The following is a 21,960-nucleotide window of genomic DNA, read 5'->3' on the forward strand; positions in this document are numbered from 1 at the left end:
TCGCGACAGCAGACCATCATAACCGGGACATTCGATGGGGATCAGCCCTGTCCCACCGGAGATACGCGATGCGCAAGACCCTGCTCACGCTGGCGCTGACCGCCAGCAGCTTTGCCGCCACGGCATGCGGCGCACAGTCCGCCCCCGCCGACCGCGCCGACGCCGCCGCCACCAGCGCCGCCAACCGCGCCGCGCTGCAGACGACCATCGCCGGCCAGGCGCAGGCGGCGCCCGAAGCTGCCCCCCGCGGTCCCGGCCCGCGGCACGCAGGCCGGATGCGCGGCGGGCCGATGATGCAGGCAGATACCGATCGCGACGGCGTCCTCACCCGCACCGAAGTCCTCGCGCAGGCAGAGGCCCAGTTCGCCCGATTAGACGCCGACGGCGATGGCATCGTGACAGCGGCCGAACGCCAGGCGACACGCGAAGCGATGCGCGACCGTCGCGAGGCCCGGATGGCGGCACGCGGCAAGACGCTTCCGCCCGAGCGCGCAGGCATGGCGGACGGCAGGAAGGACCAGATGATGCGCGGCAGGCGCGGCGGCGGTGACGGCGTGCTCACGCGGGCCGAATTCATCGACCGTGCCGGGCAGCGTTTCGACCGGATGGACGCCAATCATGACGGACGGCTCGACGCGGGCGAGCGGCCGGATCGCCGTGCGATGCGCCATGGTCGCGGGCATCGGATGGACCGGCCGGGCGGCGATACCGATCAGTAATTCGCCCCCCTGCCCCTGCGCGCCGGACGGTCTACGATCGTCCGGCGCTTCCTTTGGACACGCACCATGCTAGACGTCGCCCCCATGGGAGACATGCCGCATCTGTTGCTCGTCGATGACGAGCGTTCGATCCGCGAGCCATTGGCCGCCTATCTGACCAAGCAGGGATTTCGCGTCACGCAGGCGGGCGACGCGGAGGCCGCGCGGACGCGGCTGACCGCATATGCGATCGACCTCGTCATTCTCGACATCATGATGCCGGGCGAGGACGGGCTGAGCCTGTGCCGCCACATCGCCGCGACCAGCGACGTGCCGGTCATCCTGCTGACCGCGCGCGCCGAGGAAACCGACCGGATCGTCGGGCTGGAAATGGGCGCCGACGATTATGTCGTGAAGCCTTTCTCGCCGCGCGAACTCGCGACGCGGGTGAAGGTCGTCCTGCGCCGCGCCACCGCTGGCGGCGCACGACAGCATGCGCCCGAGGCCAATTCGTACGCCTTCGCCGGCTGGGTGCTCAAATCGGGCGAACGCGCGCTGGTCGACCGCGAAGGCGTGTCGGTGCCGTTGTCGACCGGCGAGTACAACCTGCTGCTCGCGCTCGTCACGCGACCGCGGCAGGTCCTGACCCGCGACCAGTTGCTCGATCTCACCCAGGGGCGCGAGGCCGCTGCGTTCGATCGCGCGATCGACAATCAGGTCAGCCGGCTGCGCCGCAAGATCGAGGCGGATGCCAAGACGCCCGAACTGATCAAGACGGTCTGGGGCGGCGGCTATACGCTGGCGGCAGAGGTCATCCGCCTGTGATCGCGCACCCGTGACGGCGTCCCGGCCCTGGCCGCGCAGTCTGGCAGGGCAGATGGCGCTGCTGATTGCGCTCGCCCTGTTTGTCGCGCAGGCGATAAATTTCGGGCTCATCCTTCGCGACCGGACCGAATTTCGTCTCGCCCAGGCGACGCGACCGGTGGCGACACGGATTGCCGATGCGCTCGAACGCGAAGCGCATGCCGGGCGGCCGCTGACCGCCGACCGCGGCCGGGTCCGTCGCCTCACCGCCAATCCGCTCGCCCCCTTCGCCTATCAGCGGCATCCGGAGGTCGCCGCGGAACTCCGTCGCCAGCTTGCCGACCAAGGGCTGACGGTGGGCAGGATCGATACCGGTCTGCGCCCGGTTTCCGACGACGATGCCGGGTCCCGGCGGCGGGAGGGTCGTCGCAACGCCGACCGGCGGGGCGACCTGCAGGGCCCCACGCTGGTGATCGCGGTCGAACAGCCGGGCCGCGGGTGGCTGGCGATCACCGCGCCGTGGCCGCAGCCGGGCTGGCGGCTGCTGTTCGCACTGTTGAGCCAGACCGCGATCCTGTACGTCATCGTGCTGTTGCCGGTGCTGTGGATCGTCCGGCGGATGTCGCGCCCGTTGCGCGATCTGCGCGCTGCGGCGGAGTCGTTCCGGCCGGGCGAGCCGGGTATCGCGCTGTCGGTTCGCGGCCCCGACGACGTCGCCGCGCTGGTCGGCGCATTCAACGCGCTGCGGCTGCGCGTCACCGCGATGCTCGACGAGAAGGATCGGATGCTCGGTGCGATCGGCCATGACCTGCGCACGCCGCTGGCAGCACTGCGTGTTCGTATCGAATCGGTCGAGGACGACACCGATCGCGCGCGGATGGCGGACACGATCGCCGAGATGAACCGCACGCTCGACGACATCCTTTCGCTCGCCCGGCTCGGCCGCCCCAGCGAGCCACCGACCGATGTCGATCTGGCGGCGCTGGTCGACGCGGTGGTCGAGGATTTCCGCGATATCGGTGACAATGTGACGTTCGTCGAGGCGGGGCGGCTCCGGATGCACCTGCGGCCCTCGCTGATCCGGCGTGCGGTTCGCAACCTGATCGAGAATGCGGTCAAATATGGTGTTTCGGCAGAGGTCCGCGTCGAGGCGGACGCGCGCCGCGTCGCGATCATCGTCGCCGATCAGGGGCCCGGGATCCCCGAGGATCGCATGGGCGACGTGTTCGACGCGTTCACACGGCTGGAAACGTCGCGCAATCGCGAAACCGGTGGCATCGGGCTGGGCCTTGCGCTCGCCCGCGCCATCATCCGCGAGGCCGGCGGCGAGATCCGCCTCGTCAACCGCACGGGCGGCGGCCTGGACGCGATCATCGAACTCCCGCGCTGACCGGTCTTCCCCCTCCCCGCCGGAGAGGGGGACATTGCTCGCCTAGTCCTCGACGATCTGGCTGTTCGTCCGCGTATCCTTCATCCGCAGATACACGATCAGCGACACCGCGATCATGCCGGTCACATACCAGTAGAAGCCGCGCTCGAACCCGGAATCCTTGAACTTGAGCGCGACATATTCGGCGGTCCCGCCGAACAGCGTGTTGGCGAGCGCATAGGGCAAGGCCACACCCAGCGCACGGATATGCGCAGGGAATAACTCAGCCTTCACGACTGCGTTGATCGAGGTGTAGCCCGTCACGATCAGCAGCGCCGCCATCACGAGCAACCCGGCATAGACCGGGTTGGTCGCCGTCTCGAGCGCGGTGAAGATCGGATAGGTGAACAGCACGCCTGCAATGCCGAACGCGATCATCAGCGGCTTGCGGCCGACCCGATCCGACAACCCGCCCGCGATCGGCTGGAGCAGCATGAACACGAACAGCGTCGCGGCATTGATCTGGCTCGCCACTTCGCGGCTGAAACCGCTCGTGTTCACCAGGAACTTCTGCATGTAGATCGAGTAGGCATAGAAGGCGAGCGTACCGCCTGCGGTCAGAAGCATCACCGTCATCGTCTCGCGCGGATGCTTGGTGATCAGCTGGAGGAAGCCCGACTTGGGCTTGCCGTCGCCCGCCTCGGACTTGGCATTCTCGAAGCTCTGCGTTTCGGCCAGCCCGCGACGGATGTAGAACACGACCACGGCCAGGACCGCACCGATCGCGAACGGAATGCGCCAGCCCCAGGAATCGAGTGCCGCCTCGCTCATCGTCGACTGGAGCACCAGCAGGACGCAGATCGCGAGCAGCTGGCCCGAGATCAGCGTGACATACTGGAACGACGAGAAGAACCCGCGGCGATCCTTGCCTGCCATCTCGGTCAGATACGTCGCCGACGCGCCATATTCACCGCCGACCGACAGCCCCTGCATGAGGCGCGCGATCACCAGCATGATCGGCGCGAACACGCCGATCGTCTCGTATCCCGGCGTGCATGCGATGATCAGCGAGCCTGCGCACATCAGCGTGACCGCGACCGTCAGCCCCGCCTTGCGGCCGTGGCGATCCGAATAGACTCCCATGATCCACGCGCCGATCGGCCGCATCAGGAAGCCGACGGCGAAAATCGCCGCCGCGCTCAGCAGCTGCGCGGTGCGATCCGTTGACGGGAAGAAATGCGGTGCGAAGTAGAGCGTGAAGGCGGAATAGACGTACCAGTCGAACCACTCGACGAGATTGCCGGTCGATCCGCCGATGATCGCCTTCAGGCGCGTTTTCTGATCGGGGGCCATTATTTCGCGTCCTGTGCGGCTTGAGTTGGGGCAAATCCGCGCTTCTTGAGCAACGCGTTCACATCCGGGTCGCGACCGCGAAAGGCGCGGTACGCCTCGGCACGATCGGTCTCGTTACCCGTCGACAGCAGGAGCCTTGCGAACTTGTCTGCCGTCGGCTTGTCCCAGGGGCTGCCCGCCTCCTCGAACGCAGCGAACGTGTCCGCGTCCATCGTCTCGGACCAGAGATAGCTGTAATAGCCCGCCGAATAGCTGTCGGACGAGAACAGATGCTGGAACTGCGGCACGCGGTGCCGCATCACCAGCTGCTTGGGCATGCCGATTTCGGCGAGTGTCGCCGCCTCGAACTTGTCCGGGTCGATCACGCCATTGGCCACGGTGTGGATCTTCATGTCGACGATCGCCGACGACAGATATTCCGCGGTGGCAAAGCCCTGGGCGAACGTCCGTGACTTCTCGATCTTGTCGAGCAGGTCCTGCGGCATCGCCGCCTTGGTCTGGTAATGCCGCGCATATTTGTCGAGCACGTCACGGGTCAGCAGCCAATGCTCGTTCACCTGACTCGGATATTCGACGAAGTCGCGCGGCGTCCCTGCAAGGCCCGGATACTGGACGTTCTGCAGCATCGCGTGGATCGCATGGCCGAATTCGTGGAACAGCGTCTGCGCATCGTCGAGGCTGATCAGGATCGGCTCGCCGGGTGCGCCCTTGGCGAAATTGTTGTTGTTCGACGACAGCACCAGCTGCGCCGGGGCAAGCCCGCGCTGCCCGCGATAGGTGTTCGCCCAGGCGCCCGACCGCTTGCCCGTCCGGGCGAAATCGTCGCGGTAGAACAGCCCGACATCCTTGCCGGCCTTGTCCGTCACGCTCCACACGCGCATGTTCGGCTCGAACACCGGAACGGTACCGGTGATCTCCTTGAAGTTCAGCCCGTACAGCCGGTTGGCGGCGTAGAGCGATCCCTGGATGATGTTGCCGAGCTCGAAATACGGCTTGAGCTGCGCCTGGTCGAGATCGTAGCGGCTCTTGCGGACCTTCTCCTGATAGAAGCGGTAATCCCAGGGCTCGATCGTCAGCGACGCGCCGGCGATCTTCTGCATGTCGGCGACTTCCTCGGCGACGCGCCCCTTGGCGGCGGGCCAGACACGCATCATCAGGTCCATCGCCGCGGCGGGCGTCTTGGCCATCGTGTCCTGCATCCGCCAGTCGGCATGCGTCTTGAACCCGAGCAGATGCGCGCGGTCGGCACGCAGCTTGACGATCTGCGCGATCGTCGCGTTCGTGTCGTTGGCATCGCCGTTATCGCCGCGATTGACGAACGCGCGCCACACCTTCTCGCGCAGGGCGCGGTCGGTCGCGTAAGTCAGCACCGGATCGACCGCCGAGCGCGTGTTGACGATCGCGAAACCCGGCAGCTTGCGCTCGGCCGCCGCGGCCCTGGCGACCGCCTTCACGCTGTCGGGAAGCCCGGCCAACTGCGCCTCGTCGGTGACCAAGATCGCCTTGCTCTCGTCGGCGAGCAGCTTCTCGCCAAAGGTCGAGAACTGCGTTGCGAGCTGCTGGTTATACTGAGACAGCTGCGCCTTCTGCGCATCGTTCAGTTTCGCGCCCTGGCGCACATAGCTGTCATAGATCCGCGTCACGAGCCGGATCTGCTGCGCGTCCAGCCCACTCGAGTTGCGCGCGTCGTAGATCGCCTGGATCCGCGCAAACAGCGGCTTGTCGAACGTGATGGCATCCGACGCGGCGGAGAATTTGGGCGACCATTCGCGGTCGAGCTTCTGATAGGCGGGCGTGTTCATGTTGCCCGTCATCACGCCGAACAGCGTCATCACCTGCCCGTAGCGCTTGCCTGCAAGCTGCATCGGCACGATCGTGTTCGCGAAGGTCGGCTTGGCCGGGTTGTCGGCGATCTTGCGATATTCCGCGGTGCGCTCCGCCAGCGTCGTCTCGAACGCCTGCGGGAACAGTTCGGGGCGGACCTTGTTCCAGGGCGGTACCCCGCCGGCGGGGCCGGTCCAGTCGGCAAGCAGCGGATTGGCGGAGGGCGCGACCGCGGTCTGCGCCATGGTAGATGCTGACGCCATCAATGCGGCTGCACTGATTGCGAGGGGTAGAAAATGCACATGGTTCTCCCGGACGATGTTGACGCCATCATAGAAACAATGTGCAGATGCGGAACCCCGCGTGCCGCGGCGGCACCCCCCGGCCCGCGCTGGCAGGCCGCGTCCAGGGCGCCAAAGGACCGCTCAGGCTGCCCGGGACTAGACGTCGTCGGACGCCTCTGAATGCCCATCCATAGCGCTTGAAGGCGGGGACTGCTGTTCAGCCAGACGTGCCGCCTCGATCAGCCGGCGGCCCGTTTCGGCCGCCGCCGCGGGCGTCATCGCGATTGCCAAACCATTGGGTCCATCAAGCGTCACCTGCCCCTGCTCGGCCGCCGCTACGCCCGGCTCGTCCTCCGGCTTCAACCTGTCGTTCATGCAAAGGCTCCGGCGGGGGTGGCGCTCGTCCCGTAAAGATAGTCGGGCTGAAATTCCCCAACACTCGCCAGCCCGGCTGGATCCATGATCTCGACGGTATTTGCCCGGAATGTCACCAGCTTGCGCTCTCGCAGCAGGCGCAGCACGCGATTGACGTGGACGCCGGTGATGCCGCAGGCCTCCGCCAGATCGGGCTGGGTCATCGGCAGCGCGTAGCGGCCGTCCTTCGCCAAGCCGACCATCGCCAGTCGTGCGTAAATCTCGCAGAACAGATGCGCCACGCGGCCCTCGGCGCCGAGCCGCCCCATCCGGAAAATCCATTCGCGGTGCATCGCCGCATCGAGCAAAGTGCTGAACCAGAGCCGCTGCGTCAGATGCGGATGCCGTTCCGTAATCGTCTTCAGCGTCGCATGGTCGAACGTCGCGACCTTTACTGGCCCCAAAGTCGCGACGTCATGATCCAGCCGCTTCATCGGGAAGGCGTGAAGATCGACAAAATCCCCCGGGATATGGACGGCGACGAGCTGCCGCAGACCATCGCGATCATCCATGTAACGGCAGATGAACCCTTCGAGCAGCAGCGTGCTCGTCTGGACGGGCTGGCCGGCACGCACGAGGCGATGGCGCGGCGGCAGCGACCTTACCTCGGCGACGCTGTCCTCCAGGATCTGCTTTTCCTGTGCGCTCAGGTCCTCGCGGCCTCGGCCCAGCAAGAATTTTTCCGTCAGCATGCCTGTTTCCCCACCGCAATACCGCGCGCATGACGCGCTCATCAGCGGATTCATATTGATCGAGATGAGTCAATCGCATCGAAGGCGAAACAAAGCCGCCGTCCATCTGTTCCTCGTCGACCATGTATCAGCCGCAATCTCAAAACGACCATCCGCTCGCACGCGCGTTCATCGCGACGATCAAGGACACTGCCTTCCCCTGTGTCGGTGCCAAGTCGGCGCTGGCGAAGGGGCAGATGGACATCATCGTCGCGCGCGACCTTCGATCGGCATGGGACGACCTGCGCATCCTGCCCATGTTGGGCGACACGGTCCGCAAATATCACCAGGATCGCGCAATCTTCCGTACGCTCGTGGTTTTGTTCGAAGGCCCGGCCGACAGTGCCACGCACCTGAGCGAAGAGGAATTCGAAGCGCACCTCTGGGCCCGGGCCCAGTCGCTGAGCGACAAGGACGCGTGGCTTGGCCATCGTCCCGATCCCTCGGTCAGCGCCGATCCCGACGATCCGCATTTTTCGCTGAGCTTTTCTGGCGAGGCGTTTTTCGTCGTCGGCCTGCACCCGCAGGCTAGCCGTCCCGCGCGGCGTTTCGAGGCACCAGCGATGGTGTTCAACCTCCACGACCAGTTCGAGGTGCTGCGGACGCAACAGCGTTATGACAAGTTGCGCACATCGATCTTGGCACGCGATCTCGAGCTGGCGGGGTCGATGAACCCGATGCTTGCGCGCCACGGCGAATCGAGCGAGGCACGCCAGTATAGCGGGCGGGTCGTCGACGATTCCTGGAAATGTCCGTTCAAGCGGAGCAGTGCACATGGTTGAGACGATCAGTCCCCGGTCCGGGACCGCCTTCACGCTCGATCGTGGCCAGACGCTGACCGTAATCGATCCCGAGGGCCGGCAGGTCGCCGATCTCCTCGCCTATAGCCGCGCCGACACGCGCGAGGTGATTTCGTCCGGGCGAACGCTGGACTATGCCAGCCGGCTGTATCTCACCACCGGCGACCGGCTCTATTCGAACCGCAGCAGCGTGATGCTCGACATCATCGCCGATGATGTCGGCCGGCATGATTTTCTGCTGACGCCGTGTTCGAAGGAAACCTTCGCGATCATCTACGGCGACACCGATCCGCACCGGGGATGCTTCGGCAATCTCGCGGCGGCGCTCGCGCCTTATGGTATCGAGCCGGATGCGATCCCGGTCGCGTTCAACTGCTTCATGAACGTGCCAATCGATGGCACGACAGGGGCGTTCACGGTCGAACCACCACTCAGCCGCGCCGGCGACACCGTCACATTCCGCGCGGAGATGGACCTGATCATCGGCTTGACCGCCTGTTCCGCACTCCAGTCCAATGGCGGCGCGTTCAAACCGATCCAGTACCGGATCGACTGACGCCGTCTGCCCTTTGGCGCGGAAACGCCGAGGGTCGCTTACAACAAGGCGTCGAGCAGTCCGATCAACGGCCGGTCGGCAGGCGGCATCGGCAGATCGTGCATGTCCGCCGGGCGGACCCAGCGCAACGCGGATGCCTCCAGTGCGCGCGGCACGCCGGTCCATTTGCGCGTGATATACAGCAGCAGGAGCAGATGCCGGTCGTCGAGCGGCGCACTGGCGAAGGCGGCGGGGGCAAGGCAGGCCTGCGGCACGGTGATCGCCAGTTCCTCTTCAAGCTCGCGGATAAGGGCGGCTTCGGGCGTTTCGCCCGGCTCAACCTTGCCGCCCGGAAACTCCCACAGACCTGCAAGCGAGCGGCCCTCGGGGCGCTGCTGCAGCAGGACGCGGCCGTCCGCATCGACCAGCGCGGCGGCGACGACCGGCAACAAGTAAGCGACTTTGGTCATTCGTTAATCTCCGCGCTGTATAGGGCACGCCATGAAGCCGAAGCTGATCGTCGTAAAGACCATGCGTCGCAAGATCCGCGCCGCTGCGGCCGCGCTCATCACCGATCGGCGCGGCGCTACCGCAGTCGAATACGGCCTTATTCTTGCGCTGGTCGTTCTCGGCATGATTGCCGGACTCGTCTATCTTGCTGATGGCACCACGGCGCTCTGGGGTATGCTGCACAACCGAGTGGCTAACGCGCGCTAACCATAGCAAAAATCCGCCCGTTTAAGCTTTTCTCAATGGGTCACGTCTAGTCACGAAATTGCTGATCCTGTGTAGCCCCGGGCGGCCGGGTGACTGATGCTTTTAACGATGGAGACCGGAATGCAGACGCTTCGGAAAATTTTCAAGAACACCAAGGGCGCAACCGCAATCGAGTACGGCCTGATCGCCGCGCTGATCGCCGTCGCAGCCATCGCCGCAATGCAGGGCCTGGGTGGCAGCCTGAACAAGACGTTCAACAACGTCTCGACCAAGCTGAACGCTTCGAGCTAATCTCGACAATCTTCGGATCGAAACGGTCGGCACAGGGCGGCGAACCTCCGGGTTCGCCGCCCTTTTGCTATGGGGGTCAGAGACGACCCATCTTGAGGAACTTGGCCTGGCGTTCCTTGCGCAGCTCGACCGGCGACAGCGGAACGAGCGAGTCGAGTGCATCCTTCAGCGCGCCGCCCAGCGCGTCGATCGCCACCGCGCGGTCACGGTGCGCGCCACCCAGCGGTTCGGGGACGATCGTGTCGATCACGCCGAACGCCTTCAGATCCTGCGCGGTGATGCGCATCGCCTCCGCCGCCTCGGCCGCCTTGTCCGCGGTACGCCACAGGATCGACGCGCAGCCTTCGGGGCTGATCACCGAATAGATGGCATGTTCGAACATGAGCACGCGATTGCCCGCCGCCAGCGCGACCGCGCCACCTGATCCGCCCTCGCCGACGATCGCCGAGACGATTGGCACGCCTGCGTTCAGGCAGGCTTCGGTCGACCGGGCGATCGCCTCCGCCTGTCCGCGCTCTTCCGCCTGGATGCCGGGAAACGCCCCCGATGTGTCGACCAGCGTCACGATCGGCAGACCGAAGCGGTCCGCGAGTTCGACGAGGCGGATCGCCTTGCGATAGCCCTCGGGCTTGCCCATGCCGAAATTGTGGCGCAGCCGGCTTGCGGTATCGTCGCCCTTCTCATGGCCGAGCACCATGATCTTGCGGCCGCGGAATGTTGCGAAGCCCCCCAGGATCGCCTGGTCGTCGCCGAACGCCCGGTCACCGGCGAGCGGCATGAATTCCTCGAACAGTGCGGCGGCATAATCCTTGAAGTGCGGCCGCTCGGGATGGCGCGCGACCTGCGTCTTCTGCCACGGCGTCAACCGGGCGAAGGTGTCCTTCAGCAGCTTGTCGGATTTCGCCTGCAACCGCATGATATCGGCGGACAGATCGAGATTGCCATCGCTGGCGGTCTCACGAAGTTCGTCGATCCGCCCCTGCAGTTCGGCGATGGGTTTCTCAAAGTCGAGGAAGCTTGGCATCCGCGTCGGTTACGGGGCGCGCGCCGGAACGTCAACGTGAGGTCGCGTGCTCCGGATCGGTCAGGGGGTGGCGGGTGTTGACAAGCTCGATCAGTTTGCTCGCCTCGACATGCGTATAGATCTCCGTCGTCGCGATATCGGCATGCCCGAGCATCGCCTGCAACGCCCTCAGATCGGCGCCCCCCGCGAGCAGATGCGTCGCGAAGGCGTGGCGCAGGACATGCGGGCTGACGCGGTCGGGGGGCACCCCCGCCTCTGCGGCCAGCGCCTTGACGATCTGGTACAGGCGAATCCGTGACAAATGCCCCTTGCCGGAGGGGAACAGCCAGGGCTGATCCGCCGCGACATGCGTGCGCCACAGCGCGACGGCGGCACGCGCCCGGTCGGAAATCGGCACGAGCCGCTCGCGTCCGCCCTTGCCGCGCAGGATCAGGAACGGCCGATCGGGATGCACCGCGGCGCGTGGCAGGCTGACGAGCTCGGTCGCACGCAGCCCCGATCCGTAAAGAAGCTCGATCAGCGCGGAGAGCCGCAGGTCGAGCGGATCCATCGGATCGCGCGCGACGCGCTCGACGATCGCGGCGAACAACCGGTCGACATCGGCGTGGCTGAGGATCTTCGGCAAGGGGCGTGCCGTGCCCGGCCGCGGCAGTGCCTTGCCCGGATCGTCACTGCGATGCCCTTCGTCGGCGAGAAATCCGAAGAACCGGCGCAAGGCCGCGGACTTGCGGCCGACCGTCGCGCGCGACAGGCTGCTCCAGCTGTCCGCCAGCCGCCCCAGCGCATCGCCATCCGCGCGGGCCAGCCCGCCCTCCGCAACGCGTGATGCGAGCATGAGATCGCTGCGATACGCCGCAATCGTGTTCGGCGCAGCGCCCGATTCCGCCGCCATCATCTCAAGGAACCGCTCGATCAGCGCCCGGTCGCTCGCCGCCGGCGGCGGGGCGCGCTCGACCGCATCCGCCCCGGCGACCACATCGGTCATGATCGCGACCGCGTCACGCGCGCGCGATCGCCTCGGCCGCGATCATCCGCGCTTCGCCCTCGAGACCCACGGCGCGCAACGCGGCGACGATCCGGTACAAGGCCTCGGGCGGCATGCCGTGCCAGCTGGCGGTCTGCATGCCCGTCGCCGCGAGCAGCGCGACCGTCCCCGGCTGGCCCGCTCGCGCTGCCTTGTCGAGCGCACGCGTCCAGCCATTCTCGGTGCCGATCGGAACCGCCAGCGCCTGCGCGGCGCGTTCGATATCGCCCGCGCTCAGACGGCCGAGACCGGCCAGTCCGGCGAACAGCAGACGCTGCTTCAGGGCCGAATCGCCGCGGCCACCGCTATAGGCCGCAAGATCGCCATAGCTCAGGCGACCGGTCGCATCGGGATCCGCCAGCGCGATCATCGCCCAGCCATCGCCCCCCTTGGCGACCGTGCCACGCCAGCGCGCCGCCGTCCGGTCGAGCCCCGCGGACAGCATCGCGGCGACCATCCGGTCCGCATCGCGTTCGCCATTTGCGGGCGGGATCCGTGCCGCCGCCCGCGCGGTCAGCACCATCCGGGCATAGGACGGCCAAGCATCTTCCGCCTTGCCCCAGATCGATCGCAGCGCGGTCATCCGGCCTTCGGCATTGCGGTCGGCATAGGCGGTACGCAGGTCCTGCACGGTCGCGGCCACCGCGCTCTGCACGCTGTCGTCCGCCTCCGCCGCCGCATAGAGATCGACCAGCGCTGCGCTCGACAGCACGCCTTGCGCCGCGGCGGCGTCCGCGGCGGGCAGGCGGTCGGCGATCGTCATCGCAGGCGACAGCGCCCGCCAATAGGTCGCCTGCACGCCGACGGTCCGGTACAGCGCATCGGGAACGGCGACGCCGGTCGCCATCGCCAGGCCGAACCGCCACGAGGTCAGCTGGTCGACCGAATCCCATTCGATCGTGACCGCCTGACGCCCCTGCCCCCCTGCGCCGACGACCTTCTGCGCGAGCAGCATGTCGACGCCCGACGCGACGTTGCGGCGCCGTGCCGCGGTGATCAGCGTGCTGGCCTGGGTCGGCGATCCCGACAGCCCCGCGCACATCGCCTGCGCCATCGTCCAGCCACGCGCCGGTGCGCGTTGCATCGCGCCCTCGACGAGCGGGCACAACGCGCCTGGATCGCCCGCGGCGAGAGCGGCATTCATCGCCACCTGATAGAGTTTGGGCGTATAATTGCCGGTATCGACGCCCTGCACCACCGCACGCGCGGCGACGGACTCGCCCATGCGCAGCAACAGCCAGGCGCGCTCGGCGGCGAAATCCGCGCCGTTGACGCCGACCGGGGTCTCGACCCGCGACACAAGCGCCCGTCGCAACAGGATCGACATCCAACGTGACGGGAGCGGCGCGCTCAACCGCCGCATCAGCGTCTCGAGATACGGGCCCTCGGCATCGCCAAACGCGTCGGCCGCAAGACCGCCCTCGCCGGGGCCGATCGGCCCGACACGGTCGAGCGAACGGCGGGCCGAGGCCGGCATTTCATATTGCGCGAGCACCGCCGGATCGATCGGTGGCGGCGTGTCAGCGGCAGGCGTCGCCGTTAGTGGCGGAATGCTGCCATCGGGTGCGGGCAGCGGCTGGATCGTCGCCATCCCGGCCGGCGGCGCCGGAACGGGAGCGCCGGGGGACGCGGCCGGGCCCGAAGACGGGGTCGACGGTGCGGACCGGGCTGGTGCCTGTCCGGGCGGCTGGGACTGCGTCGGGTTGGCGGACGGGGGAGTCCGCCGCGGTGCAGGCGCCGGTGTTGGCGTCGTGTCACCGAAACCGGGCGGCAGGAGTGATTCCGGTCGGTCCTGCCCGATTGCCGGCGCAAGCGCGGCCAAGCTGCAGGCGGCGGCGAGCGCCGCCAGCGTGACCTTAGGACAGGTTCGCAAGCGTCACGGCCTTCTCGACTTGCGTCTGCGGGCGCTCGGTTGCGCGACCGGCGAGCAGGAACAACCCACCGACGACGACGACCAGGATAACGACGACCGAGACTATCAGGCGGGACATACGCAAAACCTTGTAATGACTGATAGGACATTGCTGACGGATGCGAATAGGCATGCGGATGCCGTTTCCCCCCGCGCAGTGCCGCTGTATAGCGCGGACCGCGATGTTGCAAAGCCACAACCCGATTGCCCCCTGGAGCGGCCCCCCGATCGTGCTCGTCGGCCTGATGGGCGTGGGCAAGACCACCGTCGGCCGCCGCCTCGCGCACCGCTTGCGGCTGCCCTTTGTCGACGCCGATCACGAGATCGAGGCGGCGTCCGGCATGAGCGTGAGCGAGATCTTCGCCAAATATGGCGAGGCCTATTTCCGCGATGGCGAGCGCCGCGTGATCGCGCGGCTGATTGACGGCACGCCGAAGGTCATCGCGACCGGCGGCGGCGCGTTCATCAACGACGAGACGCGCAGCCTCATCCTCGCCGAGGCCACCGCGATCTGGCTCAGCGCGCCGCCCGAAATCCTCGTCGAACGCGTCGGGCGTCGCAATACCCGTCCCCTGCTGCGCAACCGCGACGCGGGCCAGGTGCTTGCCGAGCTCGCACGCGTCCGCAACCCGATCTACGCCAAGGCGCACATCCACATCGCGAGCAACAAGGCGCCGCACGAGGCGACCGTCGCCTCCATCCTGAAAGCCATCGGCCTATGACCGTCATCACCGTGAACCTGGGTGCGCGGACCTATCCGATCCATATCCGGGCCGGGCTGCTCGAGGATGCCGGCGATCATCTGGCGCCATTGGCGCGCGGTCGGACGATGGCGATCGTCACCGACGAGAATCTGAGCGGCCATCTGGCGACACTGCAGGCGTCACTCACGGCGCACGGCGTCGCGAGCGAGGCGATCGTGCTTTCGCCCGGCGAGGGATCGAAAAGCTGGGCGACGCTGGAACGGCTGTGCGACCGCCTGCTCGACATCGGCATCGAGCGCGGCGATCACGTCGTCGCGCTTGGCGGCGGCGTGATCGGCGATCTCGTCGGCTTCGCCTGCGCCATCCTCAAGCGCGGCTGCCGCTTCGTCCAGATCCCGACCACGCTGCTCGCGCAGGTCGACAGTTCGGTCGGCGGCAAGACCGCGATCAACACGCGTGCGGGCAAGAACCTGATCGGCGCCTTCCACCAGCCGGCGATGGTCCTGATCGATCCGCAGGTGCTCGACACGCTGCCGATCCGTGAGTTGCGCGCGGGCTATGCCGAGGTGGTGAAATACGGGCTGATCGACGACCCCGCCTTCTTCGCCTGGTGCGAGACGAACGGTGCGGCGTTGCTCGCCGGTGACATCGCACTCCGCGAATACGCCATCATCCACAGCGTGTCGGCAAAGGCGCGCATCGTCGCGGCGGACGAGCATGAGACGACCGGCACGCGCGCGCTGCTCAATCTGGGCCACACCTTCGGCCATGCGCTCGAGGCCGAGACGGGTTTCTCGCAGACGCTGATCCACGGCGAGGGCGTCGCCGCGGGCTGTGCGCTGGCGTTCCGCTATTCGGCGGCCCACGGACTGTGCCCGCGCGACGAGGCCGATCGGGTGGCGGCCCATTGGCGTGCGGTTCAGCTCCCCGACGGACTGGCCGGCGCGCATGTCGCCGCGGATGGCGTGACGCTCGTCGATCATATGCGCCACGACAAGAAGATGGCGGCGGGCACCCTGCCCTTCCTGCTCGCCCGCGGGATCGGCCGGACCTATCTCGACACGACCGTCGACCTCGCCGACGTCGCCGCCTTCCTCGACGCGGAGCCCCGCTGATGCCCAATGGTGTCGCCAAGCAGAATCTGCCGACGAAGATTTGCCCGGCCTGCGAACGGCCGTTCACTTGGCGCAAGAAATGGGCGCGCGACTGGGATTCGGTGATCTACTGCTCGGATGCCTGCCGCAAGAAACGCTAGCGCAGCAGCACCGTCAGCTGCGCGCTGCGCTCCACGCCAGCCACAGCCACCCACCGATGAGCAACGCGCCGCCAATCGGCGTGATCGCACCGAACCAGCGTGGCGCCCCCAGCGCCATGGCGTAGAGCGTGAGCGCAAAGATCGCCGCGCCGATGACGAACAGCCATGCCGGCCCCCGCGCCTCCATCCGCACCGCGACCAGCGCCGTGACGACATGGATCAGCTGATACTGCGCGCCCGTCTTCAACCACTCCACCGCGGGACCGCTTGCACCATGCGCACCGAACGCGCCCGCCGCGACCGCGATGGCGCCTGACAGTGCCGCTAGAACGACGAGCATCATTGTGGATCATTCCCCCATGGAAAGCGCTGCGCGGTCTCGGTGCGCGCCGCGCGAATGTCGCCGGCGGCGATCTGGATGCGCAGCCGCTCCTTGTCGCGCGCCCGGTACGCTTCCTCCGCACGATCGATCTCGGCCGGTGCGACGCCGAGCCCACGCAGCGCCAGCCGCGCCATCTTCACCGCCGATTCGAGAACCTCGCGAACGACATAGGTCGCCGGGCCGTTCTTCAGCTTGACGAGCGTGCGACGATCGAACGCGCGGACATAGATCTCCGCCTTGGGGAACGCCTCGTGAATCGCCGCTATCGTCTCCGGTTCGATCTGATCGCCGTCGATGCACATGCAGATGAGTTCGGCGTCCGCCGCCCCCGCCTGGCGCAACAGGTCGAGCCGGGTGCCGTCGCCATAATAGACCTTGGCGCCGAACTCGCCCGCAATGTCGATCATCTCGATATCGGTATCGATTAGCGTGACCGGGATGCCCTGGGCCAGCAGCATCTGACCGACCGTCTGCCCGAACCGGCCATAGCCGACGATGATCGCATTGGCGCCATCGGCGACGGGGCCCTCGCGATCGGTGCCCGGGGCAATCGGCTCGGTCCTGAACCGGCGGGTAATCCCCATCAGGAACGGCGTCGTCGCCATCGACAGCGTGATGATCGCGCCGAACAGGCTTGCCGCTTCCGGATCGATCAGCAGCCCCGCCTGCGCCTGTGCGAACAGCACGAACCCGAATTCGCCGCCCTGGCTCAGCAACAGGCCGAGCGCGAAGGCCTGCCGCCAGGTCATCTTGAACGCCATGCCGATCGCCATGATCACGCCGGTCTTCGTCGCGATCAGCGCCGCGGCCATCGCCAGCACGAACAGCGGCCGTTCGGCGATCGCGCCGAGATCGAGCAGCATGCCGACCGCGAGGAAGAACAGTCCGAGCAGGATCGACCGGAACGGCTCGACATCGGCCTCCAACTCATGCCGATACGGACTGTCCGCGAGCATCACGCCGGCGATGAACGCGCCGAGCGCGGTCGACAGGCCGAGCCATTCCATCACTGCGGCGCTGGCAATGACCGTGAACAGGCCGGCGAACACGAACATCTCGCGCTCGCCCATATTGCCGATCAGCCGGAAGAACGGCCGTAAAAGGAACCGCCCCGCGATGATCAGCCCGACGACCGCGGCAACGGTGTAGAGCGCGAGCAGCCATCCGGGGGGCGCATTCGCATCGGCGGGATTACGGCTCATCGCCGCGACGATCGTGATCAGCGGGACGATCGACAGATCCTGGAACAGCAGGATCGAAAACGCGCGCTCGCCAAAGGGCGTCCGCATCCGCCCCGAGGATTGCAGCATCGGCAACACCTGCGCGGTCGACGACAGCGCGAGCGGCAGTCCTAAGGCGAGCGCGGCGGGCAGCGAGAAGCGCGCGCCGAGCCACACGATCGCGGTGATCGCGAGACCGCAGGCAACCACCTGCATCAGGCCCAGCCCGAAGATCTCATGCTTCATCCGCCACAGCCGGCTCGGGTTGAGCTCGAGTCCGACGATGAACAGCAGCAACGTGATACCGAGTTCGGCAAACCCGAGCTTGGCCTCCGCGTCACCCACCAGCCCCAGGACATGCGGCCCGACGACCGCCCCCGCGACAAGATAGCCCAGCGTTGCGCCGAGGCCGATCCTTCGGAACAGCAGTACGAACACCAGCCCGAAGCCGAGCAGGACCACCCCGTCCCGCAACAGCGACGTCGGCGTGCCGTCATGCATCAGACATCGGTCCCGGCAGATGCGCTCGCGGGGGCCGTGACCGACACCTCCGCATGACCCGACGCAGTGTTCGCCGCAGCCTCGGCCGCCTCCGCCGCCGCTTCGAAAGCGAGGCGGATCGACGGATGCCGCGCGGTATAGTCGAGTGCGGGTGCGAAGACATCCATCCCGGGCCAGTCGGGTGCGTCGCCGGTGCGCGCGAGCCAGGCGGTGATCGCATCGCGTGCCGCCGCCAGCTCCGCAGGCGTCCGCCCGACGATGCTCGAGGCGAGCAACGACGAGGACGCCTGACCCAGCGCACAGGCGCGCACCAGCAGCCCAACCGCGGCGACGCGCCCATCCGCGCCCATATCGACGTCCACCGTCACGCGGCTGCCACAGATCGGCGAGCGGCGTTCCGCAGTCGCCATCGGCGCGGTCAGGCGCTCATGATACGGGATCGACGCAGCAAGACGCAGGATCTCGGCATTGTAGAGGGGGGCGTTCATGGGGTCGGCTCACTTGCGGTATCGGATCGGGAAACGTTCGGCTTCGTGCCGAACACCGGTTTGCCGCGACGGCGGCGATCGACGAAATCGGCGATGCTCGCGCTTGTCGCATTGAGCAGCGGATAGGTGCGCGAGCGGGTCATCCATTCGGGCCGCCGCGCCGCACCGCCGCTCATCGTGTCGATCACCAGCGTCGCCAGCAGGAAGACGAGGCTTGCGAGGATCAGTCCCTTCAGCGCCCCGAACCCGAATCCGAGCGCGCGGTCGACCGGTCCCAGGATCGACGTCCGCGTCCGCGCACCGATCGCGTTGGCGACGAGCCTCCCGCCGATATAGGTAAGCCCGGTGATGAGCGCGAAGGCGAGCACGGCCGCACCGCTGACGGTCCCGATGACCGGCGTCAGCGCCGCCGCGACGGGGATGTGAAACAACTTGAGCATCGCGACCATCGCGACCCAGGCGAACATCGAGAGCACCTCGGTCACGAATCCGCGAATCAAGCCGAGCACGGCGGCGCCGGCAACCGCGAGCAGGACGATGACATCGAGGGCGGTGAGGTTCATGATGTCTGGAATAGGGACGAGTGCCGCGAACCGCTAGTGCAGCCGCGCGAACCGCTCGTTCATCGCCACCCCGTGGTCGCCGGCCCCGACGCCGGACGCCTCGGCCCGACTCATCCCCGCCCGAGCATGTGGTCCACGAACGCGGCGAGCGTCTTGAACCCCGACAGCCGCATGCCGCTCTTCTCGTCGCTCATCGACGCGGGGACCAGCGCGCGCTCGAACCCCAGCTTGCTCGCTTCCTTCAGACGCAGCGGACCGTGCGCGACCGGCCGGATCTCGCCCGACAAGGCGACCTCGCCGAACGCGACCGCGTCGACCGGTACGGGACGCTCCGCCATCGCCGATATCAGCGCCGCGGCGACCGCGAGATCGGCGGCGGGATCCTGCACGCGGTAGCCGCCGGCGATGTTGAGATAGACCTCGGCCGACGAGAAGCTCAGCCCGCACCGCGCCTCGAGCACCGCGAGGATCATCGCCAGCCGCCCCGAATCCCATCCGACGACCGCGCGCCTCGGCGTCGCGCCGCTCGCCAGCCGCACCGTCAGCGCCTGGATCTCGACCAGCACCGGTCGCGTCCCCTCCAGCGCCGGGAACACCGTCGCGCCGGTCATCGCGTCGTCGCGCGTCGTCAGGAACAGCGACGACGGGTTGCCGACCTCCGCCAGCCCCTCGGTCTGCATCGAGAAGACGCCGATCTCGTCGGTGCCGCCGAAGCGGTTCTTGATCGCGCGCAAGATCCGGTACTGATGACTGCGCTCGCCTTCGAAGCTCAGCACCGTGTCGACCATATGCTCGAGCACGCGCGGGCCCGCGATGCTGCCGTCCTTGGTCACATGGCCGACCAGCACCACCGCGGTCCCGCGCTCCTTGGCGAAGCGGATCAGCTCCTGCGCCGATGCCCGTACCTGGCTGACCGTACCGGGTGCGCCTTCGATCAGGTCGGAATGCATCGTCTGGATCGAATCGATCACCAGCATCGCCGGCGGTTTTGTCTGCAGCGTCGTCAGGATGTCCCGCGTCGAGGTCGCCGCCGCGAGCTGCACGGGCGCATTGCCGAGCCCGAGACGCCGCGCGCGCAGCCGGACCTGGTCCGCCGCCTCCTCGCCCGAGACATAGGCCACCGACTGGCCGGCAAGCGCCATCTTCGCCGCCGCCTGCAACAGCAAGGTCGACTTGCCGATCCCGGGATCGCCGCCGATCAGCGTCGCCGACCCCTCGACGAAGCCCCCGCCCAGCGCACGGTCGAGCTCGGCGATACCGGTCGCCATCCGGTCGGGCAGCTTTATCTCCGCATCCAGCCCGACGAGCTGGATCGCGCGGCCGCCGGTCTGCAGATTGTGCTTCGAATGAAACGGCGTCGCGGCGGTATTCGCCTCCTCGACCAGCGTGTTCCATTCGTGGCAGTCGGCGCATTGCCCGGCCCAGCGCGATGCGACCGATCCGCACGCCTGACACACATACCGTTTCTGAATTTTCGCCATCGCCGCGGTGTAGCCAGATAGGAACGATAAGGGAACAGCGATCACCCGCGCGGCGAAACGCCACCGCCTCGGCGACAGAGGATTGTCTGGCGCTAACCGACGGGCAACGCTATCCGCCCGAGCGATGCAGCCGACCGACCTCCGCGTGGCCCTGTTTAGCGGCAACTATAATTACGTCCGCGATGGTGCGAACCAGTCGCTGAACCTGCTCGTCGGCCATTTGCTGTCGCGCGGCGTCAAGGTGCGGGTCTATTCGCCGACGGTCGCGGAGCCCGCCTTCCCCGCGATCGGCGATCTGGTCGACGTGCCCGCGATCCCGCTGGTCGGCGGACGCGGCGAATATCGCGCCGCACTTGGGATCACGCCGCGCGTCCGCCGCGACATCGACGCGTTCGCTCCCAATATCGTCCATGTCTCGGCGCCAGAGTTTCTCGGCCATGCCGCGGTCGCCTATGCGCGCAAACGCGACATCGCGACCGTTGCCTCCTTCCACACCCGGTTCGAGACCTATTTTCGCTATTACCGGCTCGGCTTCCTCGAGCCGATCGCAAAGAAGCGGCTGACGCGCTTTTACAATCGCGTGGAAGAGGTCCTGGTGCCCGGGACCAGCATGGCCGAGCTGCTCCGCGGCTGGGGCGTGAAGTCGTCGATCGGCATCTGGTCGCGCGGTATCGATCACGCGCGGTTCGACCCGGCGCGGCGCGACACGGCCTGGCGCCGGTCGCTCGGCATCGCGGACGACGAGATGGTGGTCGGGTTTCTCGGCCGGCTGGTGAAGGAAAAGGGCCTCGACGTCTTTGCCGACGTGGTCACCGAACTGCGCCGCCGGGGCGTGCCGCACCGCGTCGTCGTCGTCGGCCAGGGTCCTGCGCGCGACTGGTTCGCGGGCCATGTCCCTGAAGCCGTGTTCGCCGGCTTCCAGTCGGGCGACGCGCTCGGACGCGCAGTCGCGTCGATGGACGTGTTCTTCAACCCGAGCATCACCGAGACCTTCGGCAACGTGACGCTCGAGGCGATGGCGGCGGGCGTGCCCGTGGTCGCCGCGCGCGCGACCGGCGCGGTCGACCTGATCGAGGACGGCACGACCGGCTTCCTCGTACCGCCCACCGATATCGCCGCCTATGCGGATGCGATCGGTCGGATCGTGTCGGATCCCGCGCTGCGGCAATCGATGGGCGAAGCCGGGCACGCCAAGGCCGCGGGCTATCGCTGGGACACGATCAACCAGACGGTGCTCGACACCTATCTGGCGGTGACGGCGCGCCGGCAGCGGTGATTGAATGCGACGCGCGACCGTCCGGTTACGCGTCCACCCAGTCGAACGTCAGCGGCGCCTCGCGAAACGCGAACCGGTCGAGATGACTCGACACCACATCGCGCATCCGTTCGACATCCCCGCCCTCGGGCACCGACAGCGCGACGTCGAGCGTCTGGCTGTCCGCGCGCATCTCGAGCACCGCGCCACCCGGAAACGCGATACGCCCCTCCTGTTCGGTGAAGCGCACCTCCATCTTGTGGCTCCAGTGCTTGGCGAGCTGCTGAAGATACCGGCTCGCCGACTCCGTCGGCACGCGTGCGATCGACAT

Annotated in this window: 26 protein-coding genes; 11 read left to right on the forward strand and 15 right to left on the reverse strand. The window is 67.2% G+C overall.

Going from position 1 to position 21,960, the window contains the following annotated elements; translation table 11 throughout:
• Positions 1 to 68: 68 nt before the first annotated feature.
• From FHY04_RS10465 to FHY04_RS10475, 3 genes are all read left to right on the forward strand, one after another.
• Positions 69 to 719 (forward strand): hypothetical protein, encoded by a 651-nt coding sequence (locus tag FHY04_RS10465; RefSeq protein ID WP_183936354.1) that lies wholly within the window; start codon positions 69 to 71, stop codon positions 717 to 719.
• Positions 720 to 803: 84 nt separating this feature from the next.
• Positions 804 to 1,523 carry a response regulator gene (locus FHY04_RS10470; RefSeq protein WP_031395033.1) on the forward strand — a complete coding sequence of 240 codons (720 nt, stop codon included), beginning with the start codon at positions 804 to 806 and terminating at the stop codon, positions 1,521 to 1,523.
• Positions 1,524 to 1,575: 52 nt separating this feature from the next.
• Positions 1,576 to 2,892 carry a HAMP domain-containing sensor histidine kinase gene (locus FHY04_RS10475; protein ID WP_183936355.1) on the forward strand — a complete coding sequence of 439 codons (1,317 nt, stop codon included), beginning with the start codon at positions 1,576 to 1,578 and terminating at the stop codon, positions 2,890 to 2,892.
• A gap of 42 nt (positions 2,893 to 2,934) precedes the next feature.
• Here FHY04_RS10475 and FHY04_RS10480 read toward each other — a convergent pair whose 3' ends face one another.
• From FHY04_RS10480 to FHY04_RS10495, 4 genes are all read right to left on the reverse strand, one after another.
• Entirely contained in the window at positions 2,935 to 4,224 is a 1,290-nt protein-coding gene (locus tag FHY04_RS10480; RefSeq protein ID WP_031395035.1) for an MFS transporter, read from the reverse strand.
• On the reverse strand, positions 4,224 to 6,311 hold the full coding sequence (locus FHY04_RS10485; protein WP_183936356.1) for a M3 family metallopeptidase: 2,088 nt from the start codon (positions 6,309 to 6,311) through the stop codon (positions 4,224 to 4,226). Before FHY04_RS10485 ends, FHY04_RS10480 begins: the two co-directional genes overlap by 1 nt.
• 177 nt (positions 6,312 to 6,488) lie before the next feature.
• Entirely contained in the window at positions 6,489 to 6,707 is a 219-nt protein-coding gene (locus FHY04_RS10490; RefSeq protein ID WP_183936357.1) for a hypothetical protein, read from the reverse strand.
• Positions 6,704 to 7,492, reverse strand: a complete 789-nt coding sequence (locus tag FHY04_RS10495; protein ID WP_311724454.1) for a Crp/Fnr family transcriptional regulator — start codon at positions 7,490 to 7,492, stop codon at positions 6,704 to 6,706. Before FHY04_RS10495 ends, FHY04_RS10490 begins: the two co-directional genes overlap by 4 nt.
• A 68-nt stretch (positions 7,493 to 7,560) precedes the next feature.
• On the opposite strand from FHY04_RS10495, the gene gntA reads away from it, so the two are divergent.
• The gene (gene gntA, locus FHY04_RS10500) at positions 7,561 to 8,259 is read left to right on the forward strand and encodes a guanitoxin biosynthesis heme-dependent pre-guanitoxin N-hydroxylase GntA (RefSeq protein ID WP_183936358.1); all 699 of its coding nucleotides are present in this window, start codon (positions 7,561 to 7,563) and stop codon (positions 8,257 to 8,259) included.
• Positions 8,252 to 8,833, forward strand: a complete 582-nt coding sequence (locus FHY04_RS10505; protein ID WP_183936359.1) for a DUF1989 domain-containing protein — start codon at positions 8,252 to 8,254, stop codon at positions 8,831 to 8,833. The genes gntA and FHY04_RS10505 overlap by 8 nt, the downstream gene beginning before the upstream one ends.
• Positions 8,834 to 8,871: 38 nt before the next feature.
• On the opposite strand, the gene FHY04_RS10510 is transcribed toward FHY04_RS10505, so the two are convergent.
• On the reverse strand, positions 8,872 to 9,282 hold the full coding sequence (locus tag FHY04_RS10510) for a (deoxy)nucleoside triphosphate pyrophosphohydrolase (protein ID WP_037529009.1): 411 nt from the start codon (positions 9,280 to 9,282) through the stop codon (positions 8,872 to 8,874).
• 31 nt (positions 9,283 to 9,313) lie between these two features.
• On the opposite strand from FHY04_RS10510, the gene FHY04_RS10515 reads away from it, so the two are divergent.
• Both FHY04_RS10515 and FHY04_RS10520 read left to right on the forward strand, forming a co-directional pair.
• On the forward strand, positions 9,314 to 9,529 hold the full coding sequence (locus FHY04_RS10515; protein ID WP_409349158.1) for a Flp family type IVb pilin: 216 nt from the start codon (positions 9,314 to 9,316) through the stop codon (positions 9,527 to 9,529).
• Positions 9,530 to 9,649: 120 nt separating this feature from the next.
• Positions 9,650 to 9,820 (forward strand): Flp family type IVb pilin, encoded by a 171-nt coding sequence (locus tag FHY04_RS10520; protein WP_183936360.1) that lies wholly within the window; start codon positions 9,650 to 9,652, stop codon positions 9,818 to 9,820.
• Between the two features lie 76 nt (positions 9,821 to 9,896).
• Here FHY04_RS10520 and FHY04_RS10525 read toward each other — a convergent pair whose 3' ends face one another.
• From FHY04_RS10525 to FHY04_RS22550, 4 genes are all read right to left on the reverse strand, one after another.
• On the reverse strand, positions 9,897 to 10,844 hold the full coding sequence (locus tag FHY04_RS10525; RefSeq protein ID WP_183936361.1) for an acetyl-CoA carboxylase carboxyltransferase subunit alpha: 948 nt from the start codon (positions 10,842 to 10,844) through the stop codon (positions 9,897 to 9,899).
• A gap of 31 nt (positions 10,845 to 10,875) precedes the next feature.
• Positions 10,876 to 11,829, reverse strand: coding sequence for a tyrosine-type recombinase/integrase (locus FHY04_RS10530; RefSeq protein WP_183936362.1), 954 nt, complete (start codon positions 11,827 to 11,829; stop codon positions 10,876 to 10,878).
• A 13-nt stretch (positions 11,830 to 11,842) separates the two neighbouring features.
• Positions 11,843 to 13,459, reverse strand: a complete 1,617-nt coding sequence (locus FHY04_RS10535; protein ID WP_260171442.1) for a hypothetical protein — start codon at positions 13,457 to 13,459, stop codon at positions 11,843 to 11,845.
• Positions 13,460 to 13,724: 265 nt separating this feature from the next.
• Positions 13,725 to 13,859: a hypothetical protein gene (locus FHY04_RS22550; protein WP_260171443.1), complete on the reverse strand. Its 135-nt coding sequence runs from the start codon at positions 13,857 to 13,859 to the stop codon at positions 13,725 to 13,727.
• 103 nt (positions 13,860 to 13,962) lie between these two features.
• Here FHY04_RS22550 and FHY04_RS10540 point away from each other — a divergent pair, with 103 nt between their 5' ends.
• The 3 genes from FHY04_RS10540 to FHY04_RS10550 are packed head-to-tail and all read left to right on the forward strand — an operon-like array spanning position 13,963 to position 15,739.
• Complete coding sequence (locus FHY04_RS10540; RefSeq protein ID WP_031395245.1) at positions 13,963 to 14,502, forward strand: shikimate kinase; 540 nt, start codon at positions 13,963 to 13,965, stop codon at positions 14,500 to 14,502.
• The gene (gene aroB / locus FHY04_RS10545; protein WP_183936364.1) at positions 14,499 to 15,599 is read left to right on the forward strand and encodes a 3-dehydroquinate synthase; all 1,101 of its coding nucleotides are present in this window, start codon (positions 14,499 to 14,501) and stop codon (positions 15,597 to 15,599) included. The genes FHY04_RS10540 and aroB overlap by 4 nt, the downstream gene beginning before the upstream one ends.
• Positions 15,599 to 15,739, forward strand: a complete 141-nt coding sequence (locus tag FHY04_RS10550; RefSeq protein WP_081874135.1) for a DUF2256 domain-containing protein — start codon at positions 15,599 to 15,601, stop codon at positions 15,737 to 15,739. Before aroB ends, FHY04_RS10550 begins: the two co-directional genes overlap by 1 nt.
• Positions 15,740 to 15,752: 13 nt before the next feature.
• Here FHY04_RS10550 and FHY04_RS10555 read toward each other — a convergent pair whose 3' ends face one another.
• The 5 genes from FHY04_RS10555 to radA all read right to left on the reverse strand — a co-directional run bounded on the left by FHY04_RS10555 (position 15,753) and on the right by radA (position 20,374).
• Positions 15,753 to 16,082 carry a DUF423 domain-containing protein gene (locus FHY04_RS10555; RefSeq protein ID WP_183936365.1) on the reverse strand — a complete coding sequence of 110 codons (330 nt, stop codon included), beginning with the start codon at positions 16,080 to 16,082 and terminating at the stop codon, positions 15,753 to 15,755.
• Positions 16,079 to 17,842: a cation:proton antiporter gene (locus FHY04_RS10560; RefSeq protein WP_031439608.1), complete on the reverse strand. Its 1,764-nt coding sequence runs from the start codon at positions 17,840 to 17,842 to the stop codon at positions 16,079 to 16,081. Before FHY04_RS10560 ends, FHY04_RS10555 begins: the two co-directional genes overlap by 4 nt.
• On the reverse strand, positions 17,842 to 18,330 hold the full coding sequence (locus tag FHY04_RS10565; protein WP_183936366.1) for an iron-sulfur cluster assembly scaffold protein: 489 nt from the start codon (positions 18,328 to 18,330) through the stop codon (positions 17,842 to 17,844). Before FHY04_RS10565 ends, FHY04_RS10560 begins: the two co-directional genes overlap by 1 nt.
• Positions 18,327 to 18,893: a CvpA family protein gene (locus FHY04_RS10570; protein WP_031439610.1), complete on the reverse strand. Its 567-nt coding sequence runs from the start codon at positions 18,891 to 18,893 to the stop codon at positions 18,327 to 18,329. The genes FHY04_RS10565 and FHY04_RS10570 overlap by 4 nt, the downstream gene beginning before the upstream one ends.
• 110 nt (positions 18,894 to 19,003) lie before the next feature.
• The gene (gene radA, locus FHY04_RS10575) at positions 19,004 to 20,374 is read right to left on the reverse strand and encodes a DNA repair protein RadA (protein WP_107929806.1); all 1,371 of its coding nucleotides are present in this window, start codon (positions 20,372 to 20,374) and stop codon (positions 19,004 to 19,006) included.
• 124 nt (positions 20,375 to 20,498) lie between these two features.
• Between radA and FHY04_RS10580 the strand changes: the two genes are divergently transcribed.
• Positions 20,499 to 21,650 carry a glycosyltransferase family 1 protein gene (locus FHY04_RS10580; RefSeq protein WP_183936367.1) on the forward strand — a complete coding sequence of 384 codons (1,152 nt, stop codon included), beginning with the start codon at positions 20,499 to 20,501 and terminating at the stop codon, positions 21,648 to 21,650.
• A gap of 25 nt (positions 21,651 to 21,675) precedes the next feature.
• On the opposite strand, the gene FHY04_RS10585 is transcribed toward FHY04_RS10580, so the two are convergent.
• A complete protein-coding gene (locus tag FHY04_RS10585; RefSeq protein WP_183936450.1) occupies positions 21,676 to 21,960 on the reverse strand; it encodes a DUF2218 domain-containing protein in 285 nt (94 codons plus the stop codon).

It is taken from the genome of Sphingomonas sp. BK481 (assembly GCF_014194875.1).
In the GTDB taxonomy this organism is placed as follows: Bacteria; Pseudomonadota; Alphaproteobacteria; order Sphingomonadales; family Sphingomonadaceae; genus Sphingomonas; species Sphingomonas aerolata.

Excerpts from the sequence above, each read along its gene's own strand:
- FHY04_RS10515 (WP_409349158.1), top strand. The coding sequence starts at position 9,314 with ATGAAGCCGAAGCTGATCGTCGTAAAGACCATGCGTCGCAAGATCCGC.
- FHY04_RS10580 (WP_183936367.1), top strand. The coding sequence starts at position 20,499 with ATGCAGCCGACCGACCTCCGCGTGGCCCTGTTTAGCGGCAACTATAAT.
- FHY04_RS10510 (WP_037529009.1), bottom strand. The coding sequence starts at position 9,282 with ATGACCAAAGTCGCTTACTTGTTGCCGGTCGTCGCCGCCGCGCTGGTC.
- FHY04_RS10470 (WP_031395033.1), top strand. The coding sequence starts at position 804 with ATGGGAGACATGCCGCATCTGTTGCTCGTCGATGACGAGCGTTCGATC.
- FHY04_RS10495 (WP_311724454.1), bottom strand. The coding sequence starts at position 7,492 with ATGAATCCGCTGATGAGCGCGTCATGCGCGCGGTATTGCGGTGGGGAA.
- FHY04_RS10530 (WP_183936362.1), bottom strand. The coding sequence starts at position 11,829 with ATGACCGATGTGGTCGCCGGGGCGGATGCGGTCGAGCGCGCCCCGCCG.
- FHY04_RS10465 (WP_183936354.1), top strand. The coding sequence starts at position 69 with ATGCGCAAGACCCTGCTCACGCTGGCGCTGACCGCCAGCAGCTTTGCC.
- FHY04_RS10520 (WP_183936360.1), top strand. The coding sequence starts at position 9,650 with ATGCAGACGCTTCGGAAAATTTTCAAGAACACCAAGGGCGCAACCGCA.
- FHY04_RS22550 (WP_260171443.1), bottom strand. The coding sequence starts at position 13,859 with ATGTCCCGCCTGATAGTCTCGGTCGTCGTTATCCTGGTCGTCGTCGTC.
- FHY04_RS10505 (WP_183936359.1), top strand. The coding sequence starts at position 8,252 with ATGGTTGAGACGATCAGTCCCCGGTCCGGGACCGCCTTCACGCTCGAT.
- FHY04_RS10490 (WP_183936357.1), bottom strand. The coding sequence starts at position 6,707 with ATGAACGACAGGTTGAAGCCGGAGGACGAGCCGGGCGTAGCGGCGGCC.
- FHY04_RS10540 (WP_031395245.1), top strand. The coding sequence starts at position 13,963 with ATGTTGCAAAGCCACAACCCGATTGCCCCCTGGAGCGGCCCCCCGATC.
- FHY04_RS10585 (WP_183936450.1), bottom strand. The coding sequence starts at position 21,960 with ATGTCGATCGCACGCGTGCCGACGGAGTCGGCGAGCCGGTATCTTCAG.
- FHY04_RS10560 (WP_031439608.1), bottom strand. The coding sequence starts at position 17,842 with ATGCATGACGGCACGCCGACGTCGCTGTTGCGGGACGGGGTGGTCCTG.
- FHY04_RS10475 (WP_183936355.1), top strand. The coding sequence starts at position 1,576 with ATGGCGCTGCTGATTGCGCTCGCCCTGTTTGTCGCGCAGGCGATAAAT.
- FHY04_RS10570 (WP_031439610.1), bottom strand. The coding sequence starts at position 18,893 with ATGAACCTCACCGCCCTCGATGTCATCGTCCTGCTCGCGGTTGCCGGC.
- radA (WP_107929806.1), bottom strand. The coding sequence starts at position 20,374 with ATGGCGAAAATTCAGAAACGGTATGTGTGTCAGGCGTGCGGATCGGTC.
- FHY04_RS10480 (WP_031395035.1), bottom strand. The coding sequence starts at position 4,224 with ATGGCCCCCGATCAGAAAACGCGCCTGAAGGCGATCATCGGCGGATCG.
- FHY04_RS10525 (WP_183936361.1), bottom strand. The coding sequence starts at position 10,844 with ATGCCAAGCTTCCTCGACTTTGAGAAACCCATCGCCGAACTGCAGGGG.
- FHY04_RS10485 (WP_183936356.1), bottom strand. The coding sequence starts at position 6,311 with ATGGCGTCAGCATCTACCATGGCGCAGACCGCGGTCGCGCCCTCCGCC.
- FHY04_RS10565 (WP_183936366.1), bottom strand. The coding sequence starts at position 18,330 with ATGAACGCCCCCCTCTACAATGCCGAGATCCTGCGTCTTGCTGCGTCG.
- FHY04_RS10555 (WP_183936365.1), bottom strand. The coding sequence starts at position 16,082 with ATGATGCTCGTCGTTCTAGCGGCACTGTCAGGCGCCATCGCGGTCGCG.
- FHY04_RS10550 (WP_081874135.1), top strand. The coding sequence starts at position 15,599 with ATGCCCAATGGTGTCGCCAAGCAGAATCTGCCGACGAAGATTTGCCCG.
- gntA (WP_183936358.1), top strand. The coding sequence starts at position 7,561 with ATGTATCAGCCGCAATCTCAAAACGACCATCCGCTCGCACGCGCGTTC.
- aroB (WP_183936364.1), top strand. The coding sequence starts at position 14,499 with ATGACCGTCATCACCGTGAACCTGGGTGCGCGGACCTATCCGATCCAT.
- FHY04_RS10535 (WP_260171442.1), bottom strand. The coding sequence starts at position 13,459 with ATGGCGACGATCCAGCCGCTGCCCGCACCCGATGGCAGCATTCCGCCA.